Origin of the sequence: Novosphingobium aeonii, from assembly GCF_052279045.1 — a bacterium.
In the GTDB taxonomy this organism is placed as follows: Bacteria; Pseudomonadota; Alphaproteobacteria; order Sphingomonadales; family Sphingomonadaceae; genus Novosphingobium.
On sequence record NZ_CP176832.1, the window covers coordinates 1,485,564 to 1,502,821 of the forward strand.

At 66.1% G+C, this 17,258-nt stretch carries 17 protein-coding genes and 1 tRNA gene; 13 read left to right on the forward strand and 5 right to left on the reverse strand.

Annotation, left to right across the window (positions count from 1 at the left end):
* The first annotated feature begins 160 nt into the window (after positions 1–160).
* The 8 genes from ACLIMP_RS07350 to virB11 all read left to right on the forward strand — a co-directional run bounded on the left by ACLIMP_RS07350 (position 161) and on the right by virB11 (position 8,192).
* Positions 161–535: a tetratricopeptide repeat protein gene (locus ACLIMP_RS07350; protein WP_185997860.1), complete on the forward strand. Its 375-nt coding sequence runs from the start codon at positions 161–163 to the stop codon at positions 533–535.
* A gap of 277 nt (positions 536–812) precedes the next feature.
* Positions 813–1,118: a TrbC/VirB2 family protein gene (locus ACLIMP_RS07355; RefSeq protein ID WP_324698502.1), complete on the forward strand. Its 306-nt coding sequence runs from the start codon at positions 813–815 to the stop codon at positions 1,116–1,118.
* 9 nt (positions 1,119–1,127) lie between these two features.
* The gene (locus ACLIMP_RS07360) at positions 1,128–1,409 is read left to right on the forward strand and encodes a VirB3 family type IV secretion system protein (protein ID WP_054440221.1); all 282 of its coding nucleotides are present in this window, start codon (positions 1,128–1,130) and stop codon (positions 1,407–1,409) included.
* A 48-nt stretch (positions 1,410–1,457) separates the two neighbouring features.
* Complete coding sequence (locus ACLIMP_RS07365) at positions 1,458–3,899, forward strand: VirB4 family type IV secretion/conjugal transfer ATPase (RefSeq protein ID WP_324698504.1); 2,442 nt, start codon at positions 1,458–1,460, stop codon at positions 3,897–3,899.
* 7 nt (positions 3,900–3,906) lie between these two features.
* Complete coding sequence (locus ACLIMP_RS07370) at positions 3,907–5,184, forward strand: TrbL/VirB6 family protein (RefSeq protein ID WP_324698506.1); 1,278 nt, start codon at positions 3,907–3,909, stop codon at positions 5,182–5,184.
* Entirely contained in the window at positions 5,181–6,044 is an 864-nt protein-coding gene (locus tag ACLIMP_RS07375) for a TrbG/VirB9 family P-type conjugative transfer protein (protein WP_324698508.1), read from the forward strand. Before ACLIMP_RS07370 ends, ACLIMP_RS07375 begins: the two co-directional genes overlap by 4 nt.
* Before the next feature lie 3 nt (positions 6,045–6,047).
* Positions 6,048–7,145 carry a TrbI/VirB10 family protein gene (locus ACLIMP_RS07380; protein WP_324698510.1) on the forward strand — a complete coding sequence of 366 codons (1,098 nt, stop codon included), beginning with the start codon at positions 6,048–6,050 and terminating at the stop codon, positions 7,143–7,145.
* 6 nt (positions 7,146–7,151) lie between these two features.
* Positions 7,152–8,192, forward strand: coding sequence for a P-type DNA transfer ATPase VirB11 (gene virB11 / locus ACLIMP_RS07385; protein ID WP_054440227.1), 1,041 nt, complete (start codon positions 7,152–7,154; stop codon positions 8,190–8,192).
* A gap of 34 nt (positions 8,193–8,226) precedes the next feature.
* On the opposite strand, the gene ACLIMP_RS07390 is transcribed toward virB11, so the two are convergent.
* Positions 8,227–8,394, reverse strand: coding sequence for a DUF1674 domain-containing protein (locus ACLIMP_RS07390; RefSeq protein WP_082370498.1), 168 nt, complete (start codon positions 8,392–8,394; stop codon positions 8,227–8,229).
* A gap of 54 nt (positions 8,395–8,448) precedes the next feature.
* Between ACLIMP_RS07390 and ACLIMP_RS07395 the strand changes: the two genes are divergently transcribed.
* A complete protein-coding gene (locus tag ACLIMP_RS07395) occupies positions 8,449–9,678 on the forward strand; it encodes an RsmB/NOP family class I SAM-dependent RNA methyltransferase (protein WP_324698513.1) in 1,230 nt (409 codons plus the stop codon).
* A gap of 88 nt (positions 9,679–9,766) precedes the next feature.
* On the opposite strand, the gene ACLIMP_RS07400 is transcribed toward ACLIMP_RS07395, so the two are convergent.
* A complete protein-coding gene (locus tag ACLIMP_RS07400) occupies positions 9,767–10,843 on the reverse strand; it encodes a choice-of-anchor A family protein (RefSeq protein ID WP_054440229.1) in 1,077 nt (358 codons plus the stop codon).
* Between the two features lie 190 nt (positions 10,844–11,033).
* The gene (msrA, locus tag ACLIMP_RS07405) at positions 11,034–11,579 is read right to left on the reverse strand and encodes a peptide-methionine (S)-S-oxide reductase MsrA (protein ID WP_324698515.1); all 546 of its coding nucleotides are present in this window, start codon (positions 11,577–11,579) and stop codon (positions 11,034–11,036) included.
* A gap of 119 nt (positions 11,580–11,698) precedes the next feature.
* Here msrA and ACLIMP_RS07410 point away from each other — a divergent pair, with 119 nt between their 5' ends.
* The 4 genes from ACLIMP_RS07410 (at position 11,699) to ACLIMP_RS07425 (ending at position 14,108) form a co-directional block, all read left to right on the forward strand.
* Positions 11,699–12,559, forward strand: a complete 861-nt coding sequence (locus ACLIMP_RS07410; protein ID WP_324698517.1) for a class I SAM-dependent methyltransferase — start codon at positions 11,699–11,701, stop codon at positions 12,557–12,559.
* 14 nt (positions 12,560–12,573) lie between these two features.
* Positions 12,574–13,437, forward strand: a complete 864-nt coding sequence (gene aguB, locus ACLIMP_RS07415) for an N-carbamoylputrescine amidase (protein WP_324698519.1) — start codon at positions 12,574–12,576, stop codon at positions 13,435–13,437.
* Between the two features lie 45 nt (positions 13,438–13,482).
* Entirely contained in the window at positions 13,483–13,992 is a 510-nt protein-coding gene (folK, locus tag ACLIMP_RS07420) for a 2-amino-4-hydroxy-6-hydroxymethyldihydropteridine diphosphokinase (RefSeq protein WP_054440232.1), read from the forward strand.
* Positions 13,993–14,032: 40 nt separating this feature from the next.
* Positions 14,033–14,108, forward strand: a tRNA-Lys gene (locus ACLIMP_RS07425).
* Between the two features lie 85 nt (positions 14,109–14,193).
* Here the strand turns inward: ACLIMP_RS07425 and ACLIMP_RS07430 are convergent.
* Together ACLIMP_RS07430 and ACLIMP_RS07435 are read right to left on the reverse strand one after the other, a co-directional pair.
* The gene (locus ACLIMP_RS07430; RefSeq protein ID WP_324698554.1) at positions 14,194–15,435 is read right to left on the reverse strand and encodes an anaerobic sulfatase maturase; all 1,242 of its coding nucleotides are present in this window, start codon (positions 15,433–15,435) and stop codon (positions 14,194–14,196) included.
* 48 nt (positions 15,436–15,483) lie between these two features.
* Entirely contained in the window at positions 15,484–17,073 is a 1,590-nt protein-coding gene (locus ACLIMP_RS07435) for an arylsulfatase (RefSeq protein ID WP_324698556.1), read from the reverse strand.
* Positions 17,074–17,258: the final 185 nt, after the last annotated feature.

Below are 17,258 nucleotides of genomic sequence, written 5' to 3' on the forward strand. Positions count from 1 at the left end.
ATGAGGGGCAAGTGAGGCTCCCGGCGGGTGCGACTCGCGGTTGTCGGGCCGGTTCACACGTCCATTGCAGTTTTATGACAGTAACGTCATTTTCTTGCGGAGCGACTTGGCTGGGCGGATGTTGCTGATAGTCCACAGATAGAGAAACGGGAGAACCGCCATGTCCCTCACTGCCCTTGCCGCCACCCTCATGCTCAGCCAGGCCGCCGCCACGCCGATGACCGATGTGCCGCGCAACGACCGCGTGGAAGTGGCCTATACCGAGCTTGCGGCCGGGAATGCGGATGCTGCCGTGCGCAAGCTGGAGGGCTCCGGCGCGGCCCGGTCGGACGATCCCGCCACCTTGATAAATCTCGGTACGGCCTATGCCGCCAATGGGCAGACCGAAAAGGCGATAGCGGCCTATCGCGCCGCTGTCGGCAGCTCGGATCGCTACGATCTGCAACTGGCCGACGGCAGCTGGGTCGATTCGCGTGCAGCTGCCCGGCTGGCGCTCAACAACCTGCTGCGCGCCAATGCGCGGGCGTCTCGCTAGGCGATTTCGAAATTAAATCGTTCTAACTTCGGGAGCTACCGAATTTTCCCCAAGGAATTGGCGGATACTGGCCATTTTGAGTACCCCTGAAGTATAAGGGCTCATGCGCAGAGGGATGGGCGCAGGCTGGGATCGCTGAACGGAAATCGGGTGTGACGATTGCAACATGGCTGTCGATTTGGCCGTGTTGTCGTCACACTTCTGTCATCAGGATGGAGCACTGCGCCCTCATACGGAGGGCATGGTGATTCGATACGCTCAGTTTCAGATCCGCAATATGCGCGGTCTTTTCACGATTTTTGCAGCTGCTTTCGGTCTTGCACCGGCAATCGCCCATGCACAGGCGGGCACGCGCGCCGATCCGGCCGGTTCCGGCCCGATCGTGGCCGCGCTCAGCTGGCTCCAGGGGACGCTGCTCGGCAATGTCGCCACGGCGGTTGCGGTCATGGCGGTTGCCGCGGTCGGCTTCATGATGCTGACCGGCCGCATGAACTGGCGGTTCGGTGCCACGGTCATCATCGGCTGCTTCGTGCTGTTCGGCGCGGGCGCGATCGTGACCGGCATCCAGTCGGCGGCGGGCTGAGGACGGCTGATGAGCCTCGCCCGCTATCCGGTGCACCGCGCGCTCACCCGCCCGCAGATGTTCGGGGGCGTGACGTACAGCTTCTTCATCATCAACGCTGCGGTGACGACGGAGATATTCCTCATCACCAAGAGCTTCTGGGCGGTGCCGGCGGCGATCGCAATTCATGGCGCGGGATACCTCGCCTGTCTTCGCGAGCCCCGGGTGTTCGACCTGTGGATCGCCAAGGTCAGCAAATGCCCGCGCGTGCCGAACTGGCAGCGCTGGGGCTGCAACAGTTACGCGCCCTGATCCCGGCCCGGGTACGGGTCTGGATGCGGGGAAGCGGGGGAAATAACGATGGCCGGAAACAGGAAATCGGTTCTCAAGGGTTGGGGAGCCAGGGAAACGCTGGTCGGAGACCGGCTGCCTTACCAGGCGCTGGTGGACGAGAATGTCGTGCTGCTGCGCGACGGCTCGGTCATGCTCTCGCTGATGGTGCCGGGGCTTGCGTTCGAGACTGCCGACAGCGATGAGCTCAACGCGCACGTCGCCACGCGCGAAGTGCTGCTCCGATCCTCGCTGGATGCCCGCTTCGTTCTCTACCATCACGTGATCCGCCGACGTGTGCAGATCGCGATGGGCGGCCAGTTCGAGGACCCGCTCGCCGCGCATATCGACGCGCGCTGGCGGGCCCGCACCGGATCCGGTGCGCTCTTCGTCAACGACCAGTTCATCACCCTGGTCCGCCGCCCCGCACGCGGCAAGGCAGGTTGGCCGGACAAGCTCTCGCGCATGCTCAGGAACAAGGGTTCCGCGCCGGTCGAGGCCGATCTCGCCGACGTGCGGGCCTTGCGCGCGGCCGCCTCGGCCATGGTCGCCTCGCTGGGTGCCTATGGCGCGCGGCTGCTGGGTGACTACGAAGGGCAGGCCGGTGCGTGCTCCGAAGTGCTCGAACTGCTTTCCGCGCTCTACAACGGCGAGATGCGCCCCGTGCGCCGCCCGGCCGAGGGCACCGACATCGGCCACATGCTGCCCTACCGCCGCATCAATTTCGGCATGGACGCGCTGGAGCTGCGCGGCGCGGCCAGCGCCTCGTTCGCCTCGGTCGTCAGCCTCAAGGATTATCCCGACAGCACCGCGCCCGGGCTCACCGATGCGCTGCTGCGCCTGCCTTGCGAACTGGTCCTGACCGAGAGCTACGCGCCTTCGGACCGCCAGATCGCCCGCGAGCGCATCGACCTTGCCATCCGCCGCCTGCGCTCGGCGGACGAGGAAGCCATGGCCGAGCGCCGCGAGATGTCGGCTGCACGCGATGCGCTGGGAACCGGCGCGGTCGGTTTCGGCGACCATCACCTCTCGGTGCTCGTGCGTGCCGATACGCTGGACGCGCTTGACGAGGCGACCGCGCTTTGCGCCGCCTCGCTCGCCGATGCCGGCGCGGTGGCGGTGCGCGAGGACGTCAACATGGAGCCCGCATTCTGGGGCCAGCTTCCCGGCAACGAGGCATTCATCGTGCGCCGCGCGCTGATCTCCAGCGCCAACATGGCCTGTTTCGGTTCGCTTCACGGCTTTGCGATGGGACAGGCTGGCGGCAATCACTGGGGCGATGCGGTGACATTGCTCTCCACCACCAGTTCGACGCCGTTCTTCTTCAATTTCCATCAGGGCGATCTCGGCAACTTCACCGTCATCGGTCCGTCGGGTTCCGGCAAGACGGTGGTCATGAACTTCCTGGCCGCGCAGGCGCAGAAGTTCGGGCCCCGCACGGTGCTGTTCGACAAGGATCGCGGTGCCGAGGTGTTCCTGCGGGGCATCGGCGGCATGTACAGCCGCGTTGCCGCTGGCCATCCGACCGGGTTCAACCCGCTCTCGCTGCCCGACACCGCCGCCAACCGCGCCTTCCTGCGCGACTGGCTGGGCGTGCTGCTCGAAGCGCGCGGCCCCGAGGAACTGGCGACGATCGCGGGCGCGGTGGATGCGGCCTATCACAACGATCCCTCGCTGCGCCGCCTCTCGCACTTCCGCGAACTGCTGGCCGGCGCGCGGCGCCCGCAACCGGGCGATCTCGCATCGCGCCTCGATGCATGGATAAGCCATGGGCCAAACGGGGGAGGCGAGCACGGCTGGCTGTTCGACAACCAGCATGACCGTCTCGACCTTTCCGCCCGCGTGCTCGGTTTCGACATGACGGCGCTGCTGGAAAGCCCGCGCCTGCGCACGCCGGTCATGATGTACCTGTTCCACCGCATCGACGAGCGTCTCGACGGCGAGCCGACGATGATCCTCATCGACGAGGGCTGGAAGGCGCTTGACGACGAAGTCTTCGCCGCCCGCATCCGCGACTGGCTGAAAACGCTGCGCAAGCGCAACGCGCTGGTGGGCTTCGCCACCCAGTCCGCGCGCGATGCGCTGGACAGCAGGATCGCCACCGCGCTGGTCGAGCAGACCGCGACGATGGTGTTCATGCCCAATGCCCGCGCCCGGCATGAGGATTACTGCGAGGGCTTCGGCCTGTCGCAGCACGAGTTGGACGTCATCAAGACGCTGCCAGCGCAGTCCCGCTGCTTCCTGGTTCGCCAGTCCGATGCCTCGGCGGTGGTCAGGCTCGACCTGTCAGGGATGCCCGAGGTGCTCACCGTGCTTTCCGGGCGCGAGAGCACGGTGCGCAAGCTCGACCAGCTTCGCGAGCGTTATGGCGACGATCCGGCGGCGTGGTATCCGCGCCTGACCGGTTTCCCGTGGCCCGGCGAACCCGAAGAGGTCGAGGACGAGGACGCCTGGATCGAGGCGGCGGAGTAACCCGGCCATGAGCACCGCCTGCGAACAGCTCACCGAAGTCGCATCCGCCGGGGTCGCCCCGGCGCTGCGTGCGGTCGATTGCGTGGCCAACGAGATGGCCTCGGCCGCGTTCGGCCGCCTGTTCGGCGCCGAGGGGGCGATGGCCCCGGTGCTGACCATCCTGCTTACCCTCTACATCGCCTTCTTCGCGATCTCGCTGCTGACCGGGCGCTCCAGCCTCGGTATCTCGGCACTGACCCCGCGCATGTTGACGCTGGGCCTCGTACTGACTTTCGCGACGAGCTGGATCGCCTATCAGGGCGTGGTCTGGAAGCTTGCGGTAGGCGGCCCGGACTGGATCGCGTCGCTGCTGATGGGCGCAAAGGGATCGGCCACGCAGATCTTCGGAGACCGGATCGACGTGGTGTTCAACGCCATTGCCGAAGCTTCGCAGAATGTAGGCCAGAATGCGGGCCAGAACGGCGGGGATGCGGCACAGGGTGCAGCTCAGGGCGGCGCAGCGGCCAAGGCGGCCGGTGCCGCAGGGCTGTTCTCGCCCGATAGCGTGATGTGGATGGGCGCGCTTATGCTGCTGCTCGGCACCGTCGGCGTGCTGCTGACAGCGCGCATCGCGCTGGCCATCCTGCTCGCGCTCGGGCCGATCTTCGTCGTCATGGCGCTGTTCGGCGGCACGCGCGGACTTACCGCCGGCTGGCTGCGCGGTGTCGTGCTCACCGCGACGACGCCGCTCTTCGTCGTGCTTGGCGGCGGCATCACTCTGGAACTGCTGGTGCCGATCGTCTCGGCGCTGGTGCAGGGCGCGCAGCTCGGCGAGATCGACGGCCGTGCCGCCATGGCGCTGTTCGTGGTGGCGGCCGTCCATCTCGCGCTCATGGGCATGGTGCTCAAGATCGCCGGTACGCTGGTGTCCGGCTGGCAGGTATTCGGCCTCGCCAGCCCCGAACGCTCGCGCACAGGGCGCGACAACGTGGCGCCTCCCGCACCGGTTTCCGTCATCGGCGGGCAGGTCCAGCCCTTTGCTCCGACTGCCGGCCAGTCCCGCACGGCGGCGGTCTCGGCGGCGAGCGCGGCGGCCATGGCGCCGGTTCCCGGACAGGACCAGGGCACGACAGCGCATTCAAGCGACCGGCGAACCGTGATAACGCAAGTCTCGGGCGGCGGAGTCGAGCCGCTGGGTTCGAGCAATGCATCGCGTGCGCGCGGGATCGGCAGCCGGTTCCGCCCGTCCAACGATGTGGCATCAAACAGCACTGGCCGCGCACCGGCCAAGGAGAAGTTCACATGATTCGCGCCCTGGCCGCGACCGCCGCCGCCCTTGCCTTCGTGCAGGCCGCTGCCGCACAGGCGGACGAGCGCCTCGTCGAACATGCCTTCACCGACAACGAAGTCGTGCGGATCGACGGGAAGACCGGCGTTCAGGCGACCATCGCCTTCGGCAGAAACGAGGCGATCGAGAACGTCGCGGTGGGCGATTCGCAGACCTGGCAGATCACGCCGAACAAGCGTGCCGATCTCCTGTTCGTGAAGCCGCTGGAAGCCAGCGCGCGCACCAACATGACGGTGGTGACCAATCGCCACACTTATTTCTTCGACCTCGTGGCCTCGCCCAAGGCGCGCGCGCTCTACATGCTGCGCTTCACGTACAAGGACGAACCGGCCGAAGCGGTGCCGGGCGCGGTTGGGGCACCGGCGATGGCCGGGCTCGATCCTGCCGAACAGGCGCTGGCGGCGGGCGATCCGGCCGCGACGCCGGTGGATGCCGCCGCGCTCAACTTTGCGTGGAAGCGCACCGGTCTTGCCAAGCTCCAGCCCTCGCGGGTCTATGACGACGGCATTTCGACTTATCTGCTCTGGCCCGACAATACCGCCGTTCCCGCAATCCTCGTGAAGAACGAGAAGGGCGACGAAGGCCCGGTGAACTACGCGGTACGCGGGCAGACCATCGTCATCGCCGAAGTGCCGCGCCAGATCATCCTGCGTTCGGGCAAGGCCGTGGCCACTCTTGAAAATGCACGGTCGGAAGCGGCGCCCGGCATCTCCGCGCCGCCGGCAGCGGCAGGCGGGACGGCCGCCGTCGCCCAGGCCGCACCGGCAGCGGCCCCCACGGCCTCCACCACGATCGCCGCTTCATCGAACGGGAACTGACACATGGCGCCCAACTCCTTCCTGCGTGAGAAGCTCGATTCCACCGAGGCCGCCGACCCGCGCGACGGTGAAGGCGCACAGGTCATCGACCTCGCCAGCCGCAATGTCCTGCCGCAGGTGACGCAGCGCAAGAAGGCGGACGGCCTCGGCCTTGCCGCGGGCGTGCTGATCGTTGCCGCGCTGGGCGGCCTTACGCTGTGGTCGATGGATTCGGTGCGCAATTCGCCCGAAGGCCAGACCGCGCAGCCCGGCGCCGCCGCCGTTCCGCAGCCCGGCGCTCCCGCACCGGCCGTGCCCGCACCCGCCGCAGTCCCCGCGCAGCCGGTCGTACAGGGTGCGCCGCTGGCGGCTCCGGCTCCGGCGCCCGTGCTTGCCGCAGACCCCGGCGCCAATCCCGCAGCCTCGGCCAATCCCTTCGCCAATCCCACGGTGGTGTTCGATGCAGGCGGCAATGCCGTGTCCATGCCGTCCGCCGGTCCGGGGGGAGAGGCCAAGGCGGGCAACGCCAATGACGATTTCGCCGCGCGCATCGGTGGCACCGGCAGCACCGCCGCTGCCGCGCGCACTTTCGACCCGACCACCACGGTCACGCAGGGCACGCTGATCCCGGCCGTGCTTGAAACCGCGATCGACACCGACGTGCCCGGTTACGTGCGCGCCATCGTCTCCGCCGACGTGCGCAGCTTCGACGGGAAGCGCACGCTGATCCCGCGTTCCTCGCGCCTGATCGGCCAGTACAAGAGCGGCCTGACGGCCGGCCAGAAGCGCGCCTATGTGATCTGGAGCCGCGTGATCCGGCCGGACGGCGTCTCGGTAAACCTTGGTTCGCCCGCCATTGCCTTCGGCGGTGAGACCGGCCTTCCCGGCAAGGTCAACAGCCACTTCTTCGAGCGGTTCGGCTCGGCCATGCTGCTCTCCGTCGTGGGCGGGCTTTCCACGCTGGCCACCAGCGGTTCGAGCGTGGTCGTCGGCGGCGGCCAGTCGGCGGCGGCGGCAGCGGTCCAGCAGAGCGGCAGCGTCGGCCCGACGATCCGGGTGCGGCAGGGGGAGCCGATTCGCGTCTTCACCGCCAAGGACCTGGATTTCAGTCAGGTTCAGTGAGGCGTTATGGCTGACGTTCTTTCCCTGCAAGGCGCCCCGTCCGGGGTGCTCCTGCCTGACGGCGAGCCTATGCAGGTCGCTGCGCGCTCGGTCTACCTCGATGCCTATCTGGCGCCGCTGCGCCCCTGGCTTGAGCGTGAGAGCGTAACGGAGATCCTCGTCAACCGGCCCGGCGAAATCTGGGTGGAAGACGCGGCGCTTGCGGGCATGCAGCGCATCGCCTTACCGGAAATGGACAATCGCCTGCTCCAGCGCCTGGCCGAGCAGGTCGCGCGGATCAGCCATCAGGGCATCAATCGCGAGCATCCGCTGCTCTCCGCCACGCTTCCTGCCCATGGCGGGCAGAGCGGCGCGCGCATCCAGCTCGTGGGTCCGCCTGCGACACGCGCCAACTGGGCCATGGCGATCCGCCGCCACCGCCTGCTCGAACTGCCGCTGGACGCCTACGACCGCGGCCCTATCACGCCGCCCGCCGAAGAGCCCACGCCAGATGCCATGGCCGAGCCCATCGCCTTCCTGCGCGACGCGATCCGCCGCCGCCGCACGATCCTGATCTCAGGCGGTACGTCCACGGGCAAGACCACGTTCCTCAACGCCATGCTTTCGGAAATCCCGCAGCAGGAGCGCGTGGTTCTGGTGGAAGACACCGCCGAACTGCGGCTGCCTGGCGCCAACGGGGTAGGGCTGATCGCGGTGAAGGGCGAACTGGGAGAGGCCAAGGTCTCCGCCAACGATCTTCTTCAAGCCGCCTTGCGCCTGCGCCCCGATCGCATCGTGCTGGGCGAACTGCGCGGCACCGAGACAGTCTCGTTCCTGCGCGCCATCAATACCGGGCACCCCGGCTCATTCTCGACCGTGCACGCCAATACGCCGCGCGGCGCACTTGAGCAGATCGCGCTGATGTCGATGCAGACCGGAATCGGCCTGACCCGCGCAGAGACGCTGGAATATGCCGCTTCGGTGATCGATATCGTCGTCCAGCTCGATCGCCAGGACGGGAAGCGCGGCATCAGCCAGATCGCCGAAACCGCTACGCTGGTCGGCTAGGGGGTTTTCGTCATCCGCCTGCAGGCGGCGGGGGTCAGAAGTCCACGGCGATCCCGTTGCGCACCCAGTCGCCGTAGCGGGTGGGCGAAATGCCGTCCGGATCGGGCTCGGCCTTCTGCTCGGCCGGTTTCGGGGCGGGCTCGTTCGTCCAGTGGGTGGGCTTCGCGAAGCCTTCGGGACGTTGGGTGGCGCGCTGTGTCATGAAGCTCATGTGGTGGAGGTAGCGCGAAAACGCAATCCGCTATAGGGGCTGCACATGGACATTCCCGGCCTTCCCGCGCGCCGTGCCGCGCTCAACCTTATCGATGCCGTGCTGCGGCGGGGCGAAACGCTCGACCAGGCGGGCGGCTCCGCGCTGGCCCGCGTGGGCGGAGACGCCGACCGGGCGCTTGCCCGCGCCATTGCCGGCGAGGTGCTGCGCTGGCGCACCGACCTCGACGAACTGATCGACAGCGCCACCCGCCTGCCGCTCGCGCCCGACGCGAAGGCGCGCGCGGTGCTCCAGATCATGCTCGCGCAGGTACTGCGGCTGGAGACGCCCGGCCATGCGGTGATCGCCACCGGCCTGCCGCTGTTGATGGGCGGTCCGCGCCGGCTCGCGCACGGCGTGTTCTCGACCGTAACCAAGGGCGGTGCGCAGCTTCCCGATGTGCCGACCCTGCCCGAGGACGTCGCGGGCCGCTGGGGCGTGCGCGCCGAGGCGATCGCGGCGGGGCTGGCCGAGCCGCCGCCGCTGGACCTGGCGCTGCGTCATCCCGAACAGACCGCCGAATGGTCCGAGCGCCTGGGCGGAACCTCGCTGATGCCCGGCCACGTCCGCCTTGCGCGCGGTACGGCGGTGGAGCACCTCGAAGGATTCCGCGACGGCGCCTGGTGGGTGCAGGATCTCGCCGCGAGCCTGCCGGCGCGTCTGCTGGGCGCGGGTGAAGGAAAGCGGGTGCTCGATCTGTGCGCCGCGCCGGGCGGCAAGACGCTGCAACTGGCGGCGGCGGGCTGGCAGGTCACCGCGCTCGACAATTCCAAGCGCCGCCTCGAGCGCCTGCGCGACAACCTGAAGCGCATCGGGCTCGAAGCCGAAGTGGTGCAGGCCGACGTGCTGACGTGGGAGCCGGAAGAAGCGTTCGATGCGATCCTGCTCGATGCGCCTTGCACGGCAACCGGCACCGCGCGCCGCCATCCCGACGTGCTCCACCGCATTGGCGAGCGCCAGATCGAGGACATGACCGCGCTTCAGGAGAAGATGCTGGAACGCGCTTCGGGCTGGCTCAAGCCGGGCGGGCGTCTGGTCTATGCGGTCTGCTCGATGGAGCTGGAAGAGGGCGAGGAACAGGCCGAGAAGGTTTCGCTCACCAGGGTTCCGGTCACGGCCTCCGAATTGCCCGAAGGACTCGTACCCACGGCCGAGGGCTGGGTGCGGACCGATCCGGGGATGCTGGCGGAGGTCGGCGGGCTTGACGGGTTCTTCGTTGGCCGCTGGCAGAAATAAGCACGGGAAGTTCCGGGGGATGATCCCCCGGACCTTCGCCATATCGATATTGGCGCGCCGCTATCCGCGGCGCGCAGGCTTCATGGTTTCAGGCCGCGACGGCGCGGCGGCGGCGCCAGAACACCAGCGCTCCGAGACCCAGCGCGAACAGGCCGACCATGCCCGGCTCCGGCACGTCGGTGCTGCCGCCCGAAGTGCTGCCGCCAGAACTGGTCGAGGTGCCCGGATCGCCGCCCGGCGTGTACCCGCCGGTATAGGTGCCCACGTGCATCTCGCCGTTCTGCACGAGATTGCCGAACACGGCCGAGCCCTGGATGTAGTTCGAGGTCGTCGCATTGGCGCCCGGCGCGAGAACCGAGCCGCCCCATGCCGTGGCCAGCGAAAGATCGTCGGCCTCGTAGAAGTTCCAGACGACATGTTCGCCGAGGTTGGCGGTGCCGCCGAGGAAGTTGTCGTCCAGCTTGATCGACGTGCCCGAAACGTTGACGATCGCCGTGTCGGCGCCGTTGAGGTTGAACTTGATCTCGCCGATCTTGTCGAGGTCGGCGGCGGAGATGTTGAACACGGCCACGCCGTTGGCATCGGGCTGGGCGTTGAACGTGCCGGTATTGCCGCTGATCGAGAGCTGGCTGTTGGCCGTCTCGGTGCTCATCGAGTGGCTGAGCCCCTCCATCGAGGTTTCGATGAGGCTCTTCTGCTGGGTGAGGTTCTGGGCGAACTGCGGGTCGCTGGAGGCGAGGCCCGAGGTCACGGTGTTGTTGTTGACGTTGGTGTTGCTGATCGTGCCGCCCACCAGCACCGTCTGTGCCGCGCCGTTGAGGTTGAGCCCGCTGTTGACGTTGCCGCCGACAACCGCGCCGGAGCCGTTGTTGAGGTTCTTGTAGCCGCCGTTGACGTCGCCCACCACCGTCAGCCCCGGCGTGCCGGTGCTGGAGGCGGGCAGGGCGGTGATCTGGTAGTTCGAGGCATTGCCGTCGAGATTGCCGCCTACGAAGGTCCGGCCCTCCACTTCCGACGAGGACGTGAGATCGCCCAGCACCACGAGGTTCCAGGTCTTCAACACGTCGATCCCGGCGATCATGCCCGAGGAGGCAAGCACGGGGCTGGCCGCGAAGGCGACGGCGGCAACAGCAACGGAAAGTGACAGCTTGCGGAGACGGGACATGTGCGGGACTCGCCAGAATAACGGAGCAATGAGCGAGCTAAGTACTTGTCCCGTGTGTTTTGGATACTGCCCGTTTCGCCGTGTCTCATGGTGAGACACGGCGAAGAGTCATCCCTTGCGAACGGTTAACGCGGGCGATGTCTCGCCTTGTCCCATCCGTGGGAAGGGCCGGGCAGGGCCGCGCTTCAGGTCAGGCCTTGACCTTGTTCTGGAAGCTCTTGCGCAGCTTCATCAGCTTGGGCGGAATGACCGCGAGGCAATAGGGGTTCCGCTGGCCTTCACCGTCCCAGTATTCCTGATGGTAGTCTTCGGCCGGATACCATTCGTCGTTCTGCCTGCCGTCGGCGAAACCTTCGATCGTGGTCACGACCTTGCCGCCGTTGTCCTCGTTCGAACGGGCGATGGCGGCTTCTGCCTCGGCAGCCTGCGCATCGTCGAGCGGGAAGATCGCCGAGCGGTACTGCGTGCCCACGTCGTTGCCCTGGCGGTTCAGCTGCGTCGGGTCATGGGTGCCCATGAACACGTCGAGCAGATCGCCGTAGGACAGGACCGAAGGGTCATAGTTCACGCGGATCGCTTCGGCATGGCCGGTGTCGCCGCCGCAGACCTGCTTGTAGGTCGGGCTCGGCACGGTGCCGCCGATATAGCCGCTTTCCACGGAGCTCACGCCGATGACGTCGCGGAACACCGCTTCGGTGCACCAGAAGCACCCGCCTGCCACGATTGCCGTTTCCATGTCTGATTCAATTCCTCAAATGCGCGAAGTTTGTCGCTAGATAGGTACACTTGGATGGGTTGTCATTGGGCGGCCGGAAACTAGGTTCATTCGCGACCAGAGTTCCACGGGAGAATCACATGCGCCGCGCCCTGATCGCCCTTTCCTCGTTCCTCGGCGTTATCGCCATGCCCACCGCGGCCATGGCTGCCGAGGAGAATACCGAAGCGGAAGCCTGCAAGGGCTGCGAGGCGCTGCTCGAACTGGCCGCCTCCAGCCCCTCGCGCAAGGAAGACCGCGCGCGCGACAAGTATCGCCACCCGGTGGAGACATTGAGCTTCTTCCGCGTCGCGCCGACCATGAAGGTGGGCGAGTATGCGCCGGGCGGGGAATGGTACTCGCGCCTGCTCGGGCTTTACCTCGGCCAGCAGGGCCATCTCGTCGGACTCTACTTCAATCCCGATGCTCCGGCCTTCAAGCCCGAGACGAAGGAGGGCATCCGCAAGGGCGCGGCGGGCTATCCGGCCGATGTCGCCAAGTTCACCGGCATGCCCGCCGACAGGTTCGCCGCCTATACGCTCGGCGCGATCCCTGAAGGCGAGAAGGGCACGTTCGACGTCATCATCGTGCCGCGCATGATGCATAACCTGCTGCGCTGGAACATCGCCGGCAGCGAGTTCGCGGCGATGCGCGACCTGCTCAAGCCCGGCGGGCTGATCGGCGTGGAACAGCACCGCGCTCGTCCCGATGCTCCGGCCGACTATGCCGACGGCTCGAAGGGCTACTTGCGCGAGGCCGACGTGGTCCGCTTCATGAAGGACAACGGCTTCGATCTGGTCGCCCAGTCCGAGATCAGCGCCAACCCCAAGGACACCGCCAACTGGCCGGACGGCGTCTGGACCCTGCCGCCCACCCTGGCGCTCAAGGACAAGGACCGCGAGAAGTATCAGGCGATCGGCGAGAGCGACCGGATGACCCTTCTGTTCCGCAAGCGGGACTGATAAGGGCGCGCCGTATGACCGAGATTACCGTTGCCGCGCTCCAGTTGGCGCTCAATTCCGCCGACGAGAGCGAAAACATCGCTGCCGTCTCCACGCTGGTCGAGGAAGCCGCTGCAAAGGGCGCGCAGATCGTGCTGCCGCCCGAACTGTTCTCCGGCCCCTATTTCTGCAAGGTGGAGGAAGAGGAACTCTTCGTCCTGGCGCGCCCGACCGAGCAGCATCCTTCGGTGATCGCGATGAAGGCGCTGGCGAAGGCGTTGAAGATCGTCATTCCCACCAGTTTCTTCGAGCGCGACGGCCACCACTACTACAATACGCTCGCCATGATCGGCACTGATGGCGAGATCATCGGCACCTATCGGAAGAGCCACATTCCCGACGGCCCCGGCTACGAGGAAAAGTACTACTTCCGCCCCGGCAACGACGGGTTCAAGGTCTGGGACGTGCTCGGCACTAAAGTCGGCGTGGGCGTCTGCTGGGACCAGTGGTACCCCGAATGCGCGCGGGTGATGGCGCTGATGGGGGCGGAACTGCTGTTCTATCCCACCGCAATCGGCTCGGAGCCTTACGATGCCACGCTCGACACCAGCCGCATGTGGCGCCGCGCCATGGTCGGGCACTCGGTATCGAACTGCATGCCGGTGATCGCCGCCAACCGCATCGGCGTCGAATCGGAATGCGGTACCGAGCAGACCTTCTACGGGCACTCGTTCATCACCGACGAATGGGGTGATTACCTCGCCGAGTTCGGCAAGGAAGAGACCGGCGTGCTGGTTTCCACGCTCGATCTCGCGCGTGCGGCCAGGCACCGCGCGGGCATGGGCTTCTTCCGCGATCGCCGCCCGCAGCTTTATACGCGCATCGCGCAGGATATCTGATACAAGCCCCGGCAGTTACGGCATAATCGGGGGAGGGCAGCGGCCTTGGCCAAGCATCAGTATCTCGTCGCGCTCGGCTCCAACATGCGCCACCATCGCCACGGCGGGCCTCGCAAGGTGCTCGCCGCGGCGCTCTCGGCGCTGGGCCGGGGCAAGATGGAAGTGCTCGCCGCCTCCCCGGTGATCGAGACCGCGCCGCTCGGCCCCTCGCGCCGCCGCTACGCCAACGGCGTTGCGCTGGTGCGCAGCAAGCGCGAGCCTGACGAGATGCTGCACAAATTGCGTAAAATCGAGCACAAGTTCGGCCGCCGCCGCCTCGGTCGGGCCTGGGGGGCGCGCGTGCTGGACCTTGATCTCGTGCTCTGGAACGGCGGCCCCTGGGCGGGCGGAGAGGGCGAGGAAAGCCTTGTCCTGCCTCACCCCGCCTTCCGCGCGCGTGATTTCGTGCTCGGCCCGGCCCGGCGAATTGCCGGCACCTGGCGTGACCCTTTGACAGGTCTTACGATTAATCAGCTTCATGCCCGCTTGACCAAGCCTCGCCCTGCCCTTAGGTGACCCCTTCCGCAGCCGCTTCGCGTGCTGCGCCCGGTAACGGGGGCCCTTAGCTCAGTCGGTAGAGCAACTGACTTTTAATCAGTAGGTCGCTGGTTCGAACCCAGCAGGGCTCACCACCTTTTTCATCCATTTTCGCGAGGTGCGGTGGGTTGCCTGCGGGCTTTCCGCTGGGCGTTGTCGCGCCTCAGCGGAAAGCCCGGCCTAGATCCGTCCCAGGGACTGCACGATGCGCACGAGGTCGGGGCCTATGTGGTCGTAGAAGGCGTAAAGGCCCGAGCAGAGGTAGTTGAGCCCCGTTTCGCCGCTGCGTGTGCGGAGAAGGCGGTTCTTGGGGCATTCGCCGTAGCATAGCCGCAGATATTCGCAGCTGCGGCACTTGCCGGGCAGGCTGGCGCTCTTGTTGCGGGCGAACTGTTCCTGCCGGGGCGAAAAGGCGAGGTTGCCGAGGTGGGTCTGGTTGATGTTGCCGATGCGGTACTCGGGATAGACGAAGTGGTCGCACGAGAACACTTCGCCGTCATGCTCCACCGCCAGCGCCTTGCCGCAGAACTCGGCCTGGGTACACATTTGCGCCGGCATTCCCGCCGCCTGGGCCACTGCGGTTTCGAACAGGTTGACGTGGACGCGGCCGATATCGGTCGCGAACCATTCGTCCCATACGGCGCTCAGGAAGCGGCCATAGTCGTCGGGATCGACCGACCAGTCCGTGACGATCGAATCGGCAGCACCCGGCCGGGCGCGCGCGGTGCCTTCCACAGGCGGTTCCGCGAGCAGGGCGGGCGCTTCGCTGCGAAAGCGGCGCGGTTCCACGGCTGGAGTGAACTGCACGCGCCAGGTGCCAATCTCGTCGACGAGGAAGCGATAGACATCGCGCGGGTGCAGCGCGTTCTCGCGATTGACGACGCACAGGGCCGCGAAGGGAATGTCGGCCTCGCGCAGCATCGTGGCAGCCGCCATGACGAGATCGAACGTCGGCTTGCCGTTCTTGGTGACGCGGAAACGGTCATGAAGGTGCTTCGGACCGTCGATCGACAGCCCGACGTGGAAACCGTTGGCCTTGAGGAAGCTGATCCACTTGGCATCGAGCAGCAGGCCGTTCGTCTGAAGGTCGTTTTCGATCCGCTGGCCGGGCTTGCGGTACTTGTGCTGGAGCGCGACTACCTCTTCGAAGAAGGCGAGTCCCATGAGCGTGGGCTCGCCGCCCTGCCACGAGAAGACGACCTCCTCGCCCGTTTGCGCCTCGATATACTGGCGGACGTGCTGCTCGAGCGCGGCGCTGTTCATGCGGGCGCGCGGGCGGTGGTCTAGCAGGTCGGTCTTGTGGAGGTAGAAGCAATAGGCACAGTCGATGTTGCACTCCGCCCCCCCCGGCTTGACCATGGCGTGGAAGCGATAGGTCGATCCGGGGATCAGGGCGTTACGATCAAGCGTCGGATTGTTCATTGCAGCATTACAGACCCGGCGCCTCCATGCGCGTTGATGGCTTGCCGTTCAATTCGAGACGGTCTGGAGCTTTTCCGTCATCTTCGAAAGATTGAACGAAGGGGCGATCTGCAGCGGCGGATGTTCGGTCAGTGACTTTATATGGGCTGCTAGCAGATCCTGGATCGGCCCCATGAGCCACTGCTTGCGTTCGTTTCCATAAGTCAGATCAGTGACCGTATCGAACGTTTCGTACGGATCGAAGTGAATGTTCATGACCATCGGGAACTTGAGTTCCTTCCAGGCATCGAAGAACCCTTCCGAAGTCGCGAAGTGCATCTTCCACTGGTTCAGGCGGACGGCCCTGATCTCATTCCCTTCGTAGTAGATGTAATTGTTGCGGTTGGAATGGTCCGACTTGCCTTCCCACCAGTCGAGGTTGTTCACCCCGTCGATCACCTGGTTCTTTTCCTTCAGGACGCGCCCGACGGGGTCCTGGATGCCGGCGGCGGCGGCAAGCGTGGTGAAGACATCCATGTTGGCCTGGATGCCCTGCTTCACCTGGCCGGCGGGGATGTGGCCCGGCCACCAGGCGATGAACGGCACGCGGACGCCGCCTTCGTAAGTGGTCATCTTCTCACCCCGGAAAGGTGTGGTGCCACCGTAAGTGCGGGCGTTATGCGAGGGGCCGTTGTCGGTGGACCAGATGACGATGGTGTTTTCCAGCGCACCCATCGCTCTCAGCTTTTCGAGCATCGCGCCGACCTGCATGTCATGCTCGATCATGCCCGATCCGTAGATGTCGTCGGACATGGTGGCATCCTGCGCCAGATATTGGTTCTGGTCGGTAAGATGCTGGAACAAGTGCATCCTGCTGGGATTGAGCCAGACGAACCAGGGCTTGCCCGAATCCTTTGCGCGTTTCACGAAATCGAGGCTGGCATCGATGAAGTTCTGGTCGATGTTTTTCATGCGCTCGATCGTAAGCGCGCCGGTATCCTGGATCTTCTGCTTGCCGACCTTGCCGAAGCGCGGGTCGACGGTCTGGTCATCGGTGCCGGTGGCCCAACTGTGAAGCACGCCGCGGGGGCCGTACCTGGTCTTGAAGGCAGCGTCCTTGGGATAATCCCGCTGTTCGGGCGTTTCCTCGGCGTTCAGGTGGTAGAGGTTGCCGTAGAATTCGTCGAATCCGTGGACCGTGGGCAGGGAGGAATTGCTGTCGCCGAGATGATTCTTGCCGAATTGCCCGGTGGCGTAGCCCTGTTCCTTCAGCAATTCGGCCAGGGTGGGCGATCCGGCCTTCAGCCCGAGCGGCGATCCCGGAAGGCCGACCGAGGTCATGCCGGAGCGGATAGGATATTGCCCCGTAATCAGCGATGCGCGGCCGGCGGTTGAGGATGGCTGGCTGTAATGTTCGGTGAACATTGCCCCTTCCCTGGCCAGCCGATCGATATTGGGCGTGGTATAGCCCATCACGCCGTTGCCGTAGGCGCTAACGTTCGACCAGCCGACATCGTCGGGGTAGATGATGAGGATATTGGGGTGGCCGGCATCGCCGCCGCCCGACTGGGCATGTGCCATAGGGGCGGCTGCCGCGACCAGTGCGAGCGCCAGTGCTGCGCGTCCGATGCCTCTGCGGAAGTCGGCGAATTGCTTCATCGCGTAATGCCCTGTTGCTTGAGCCTGAGCGCTGTCCGGCGAACCTGCCCACCGGCTGCGCTCATCTCCAACCCATGAAGATTGCAATGATTTTGTCCGGGGCGGGGGCTGTCAGCTATCGGGGAAAACCCCGAGCCCGGTGCGCATTTTGCCTGAGTTCCCGCGGTTCTCCCTCAGGGGAGTGG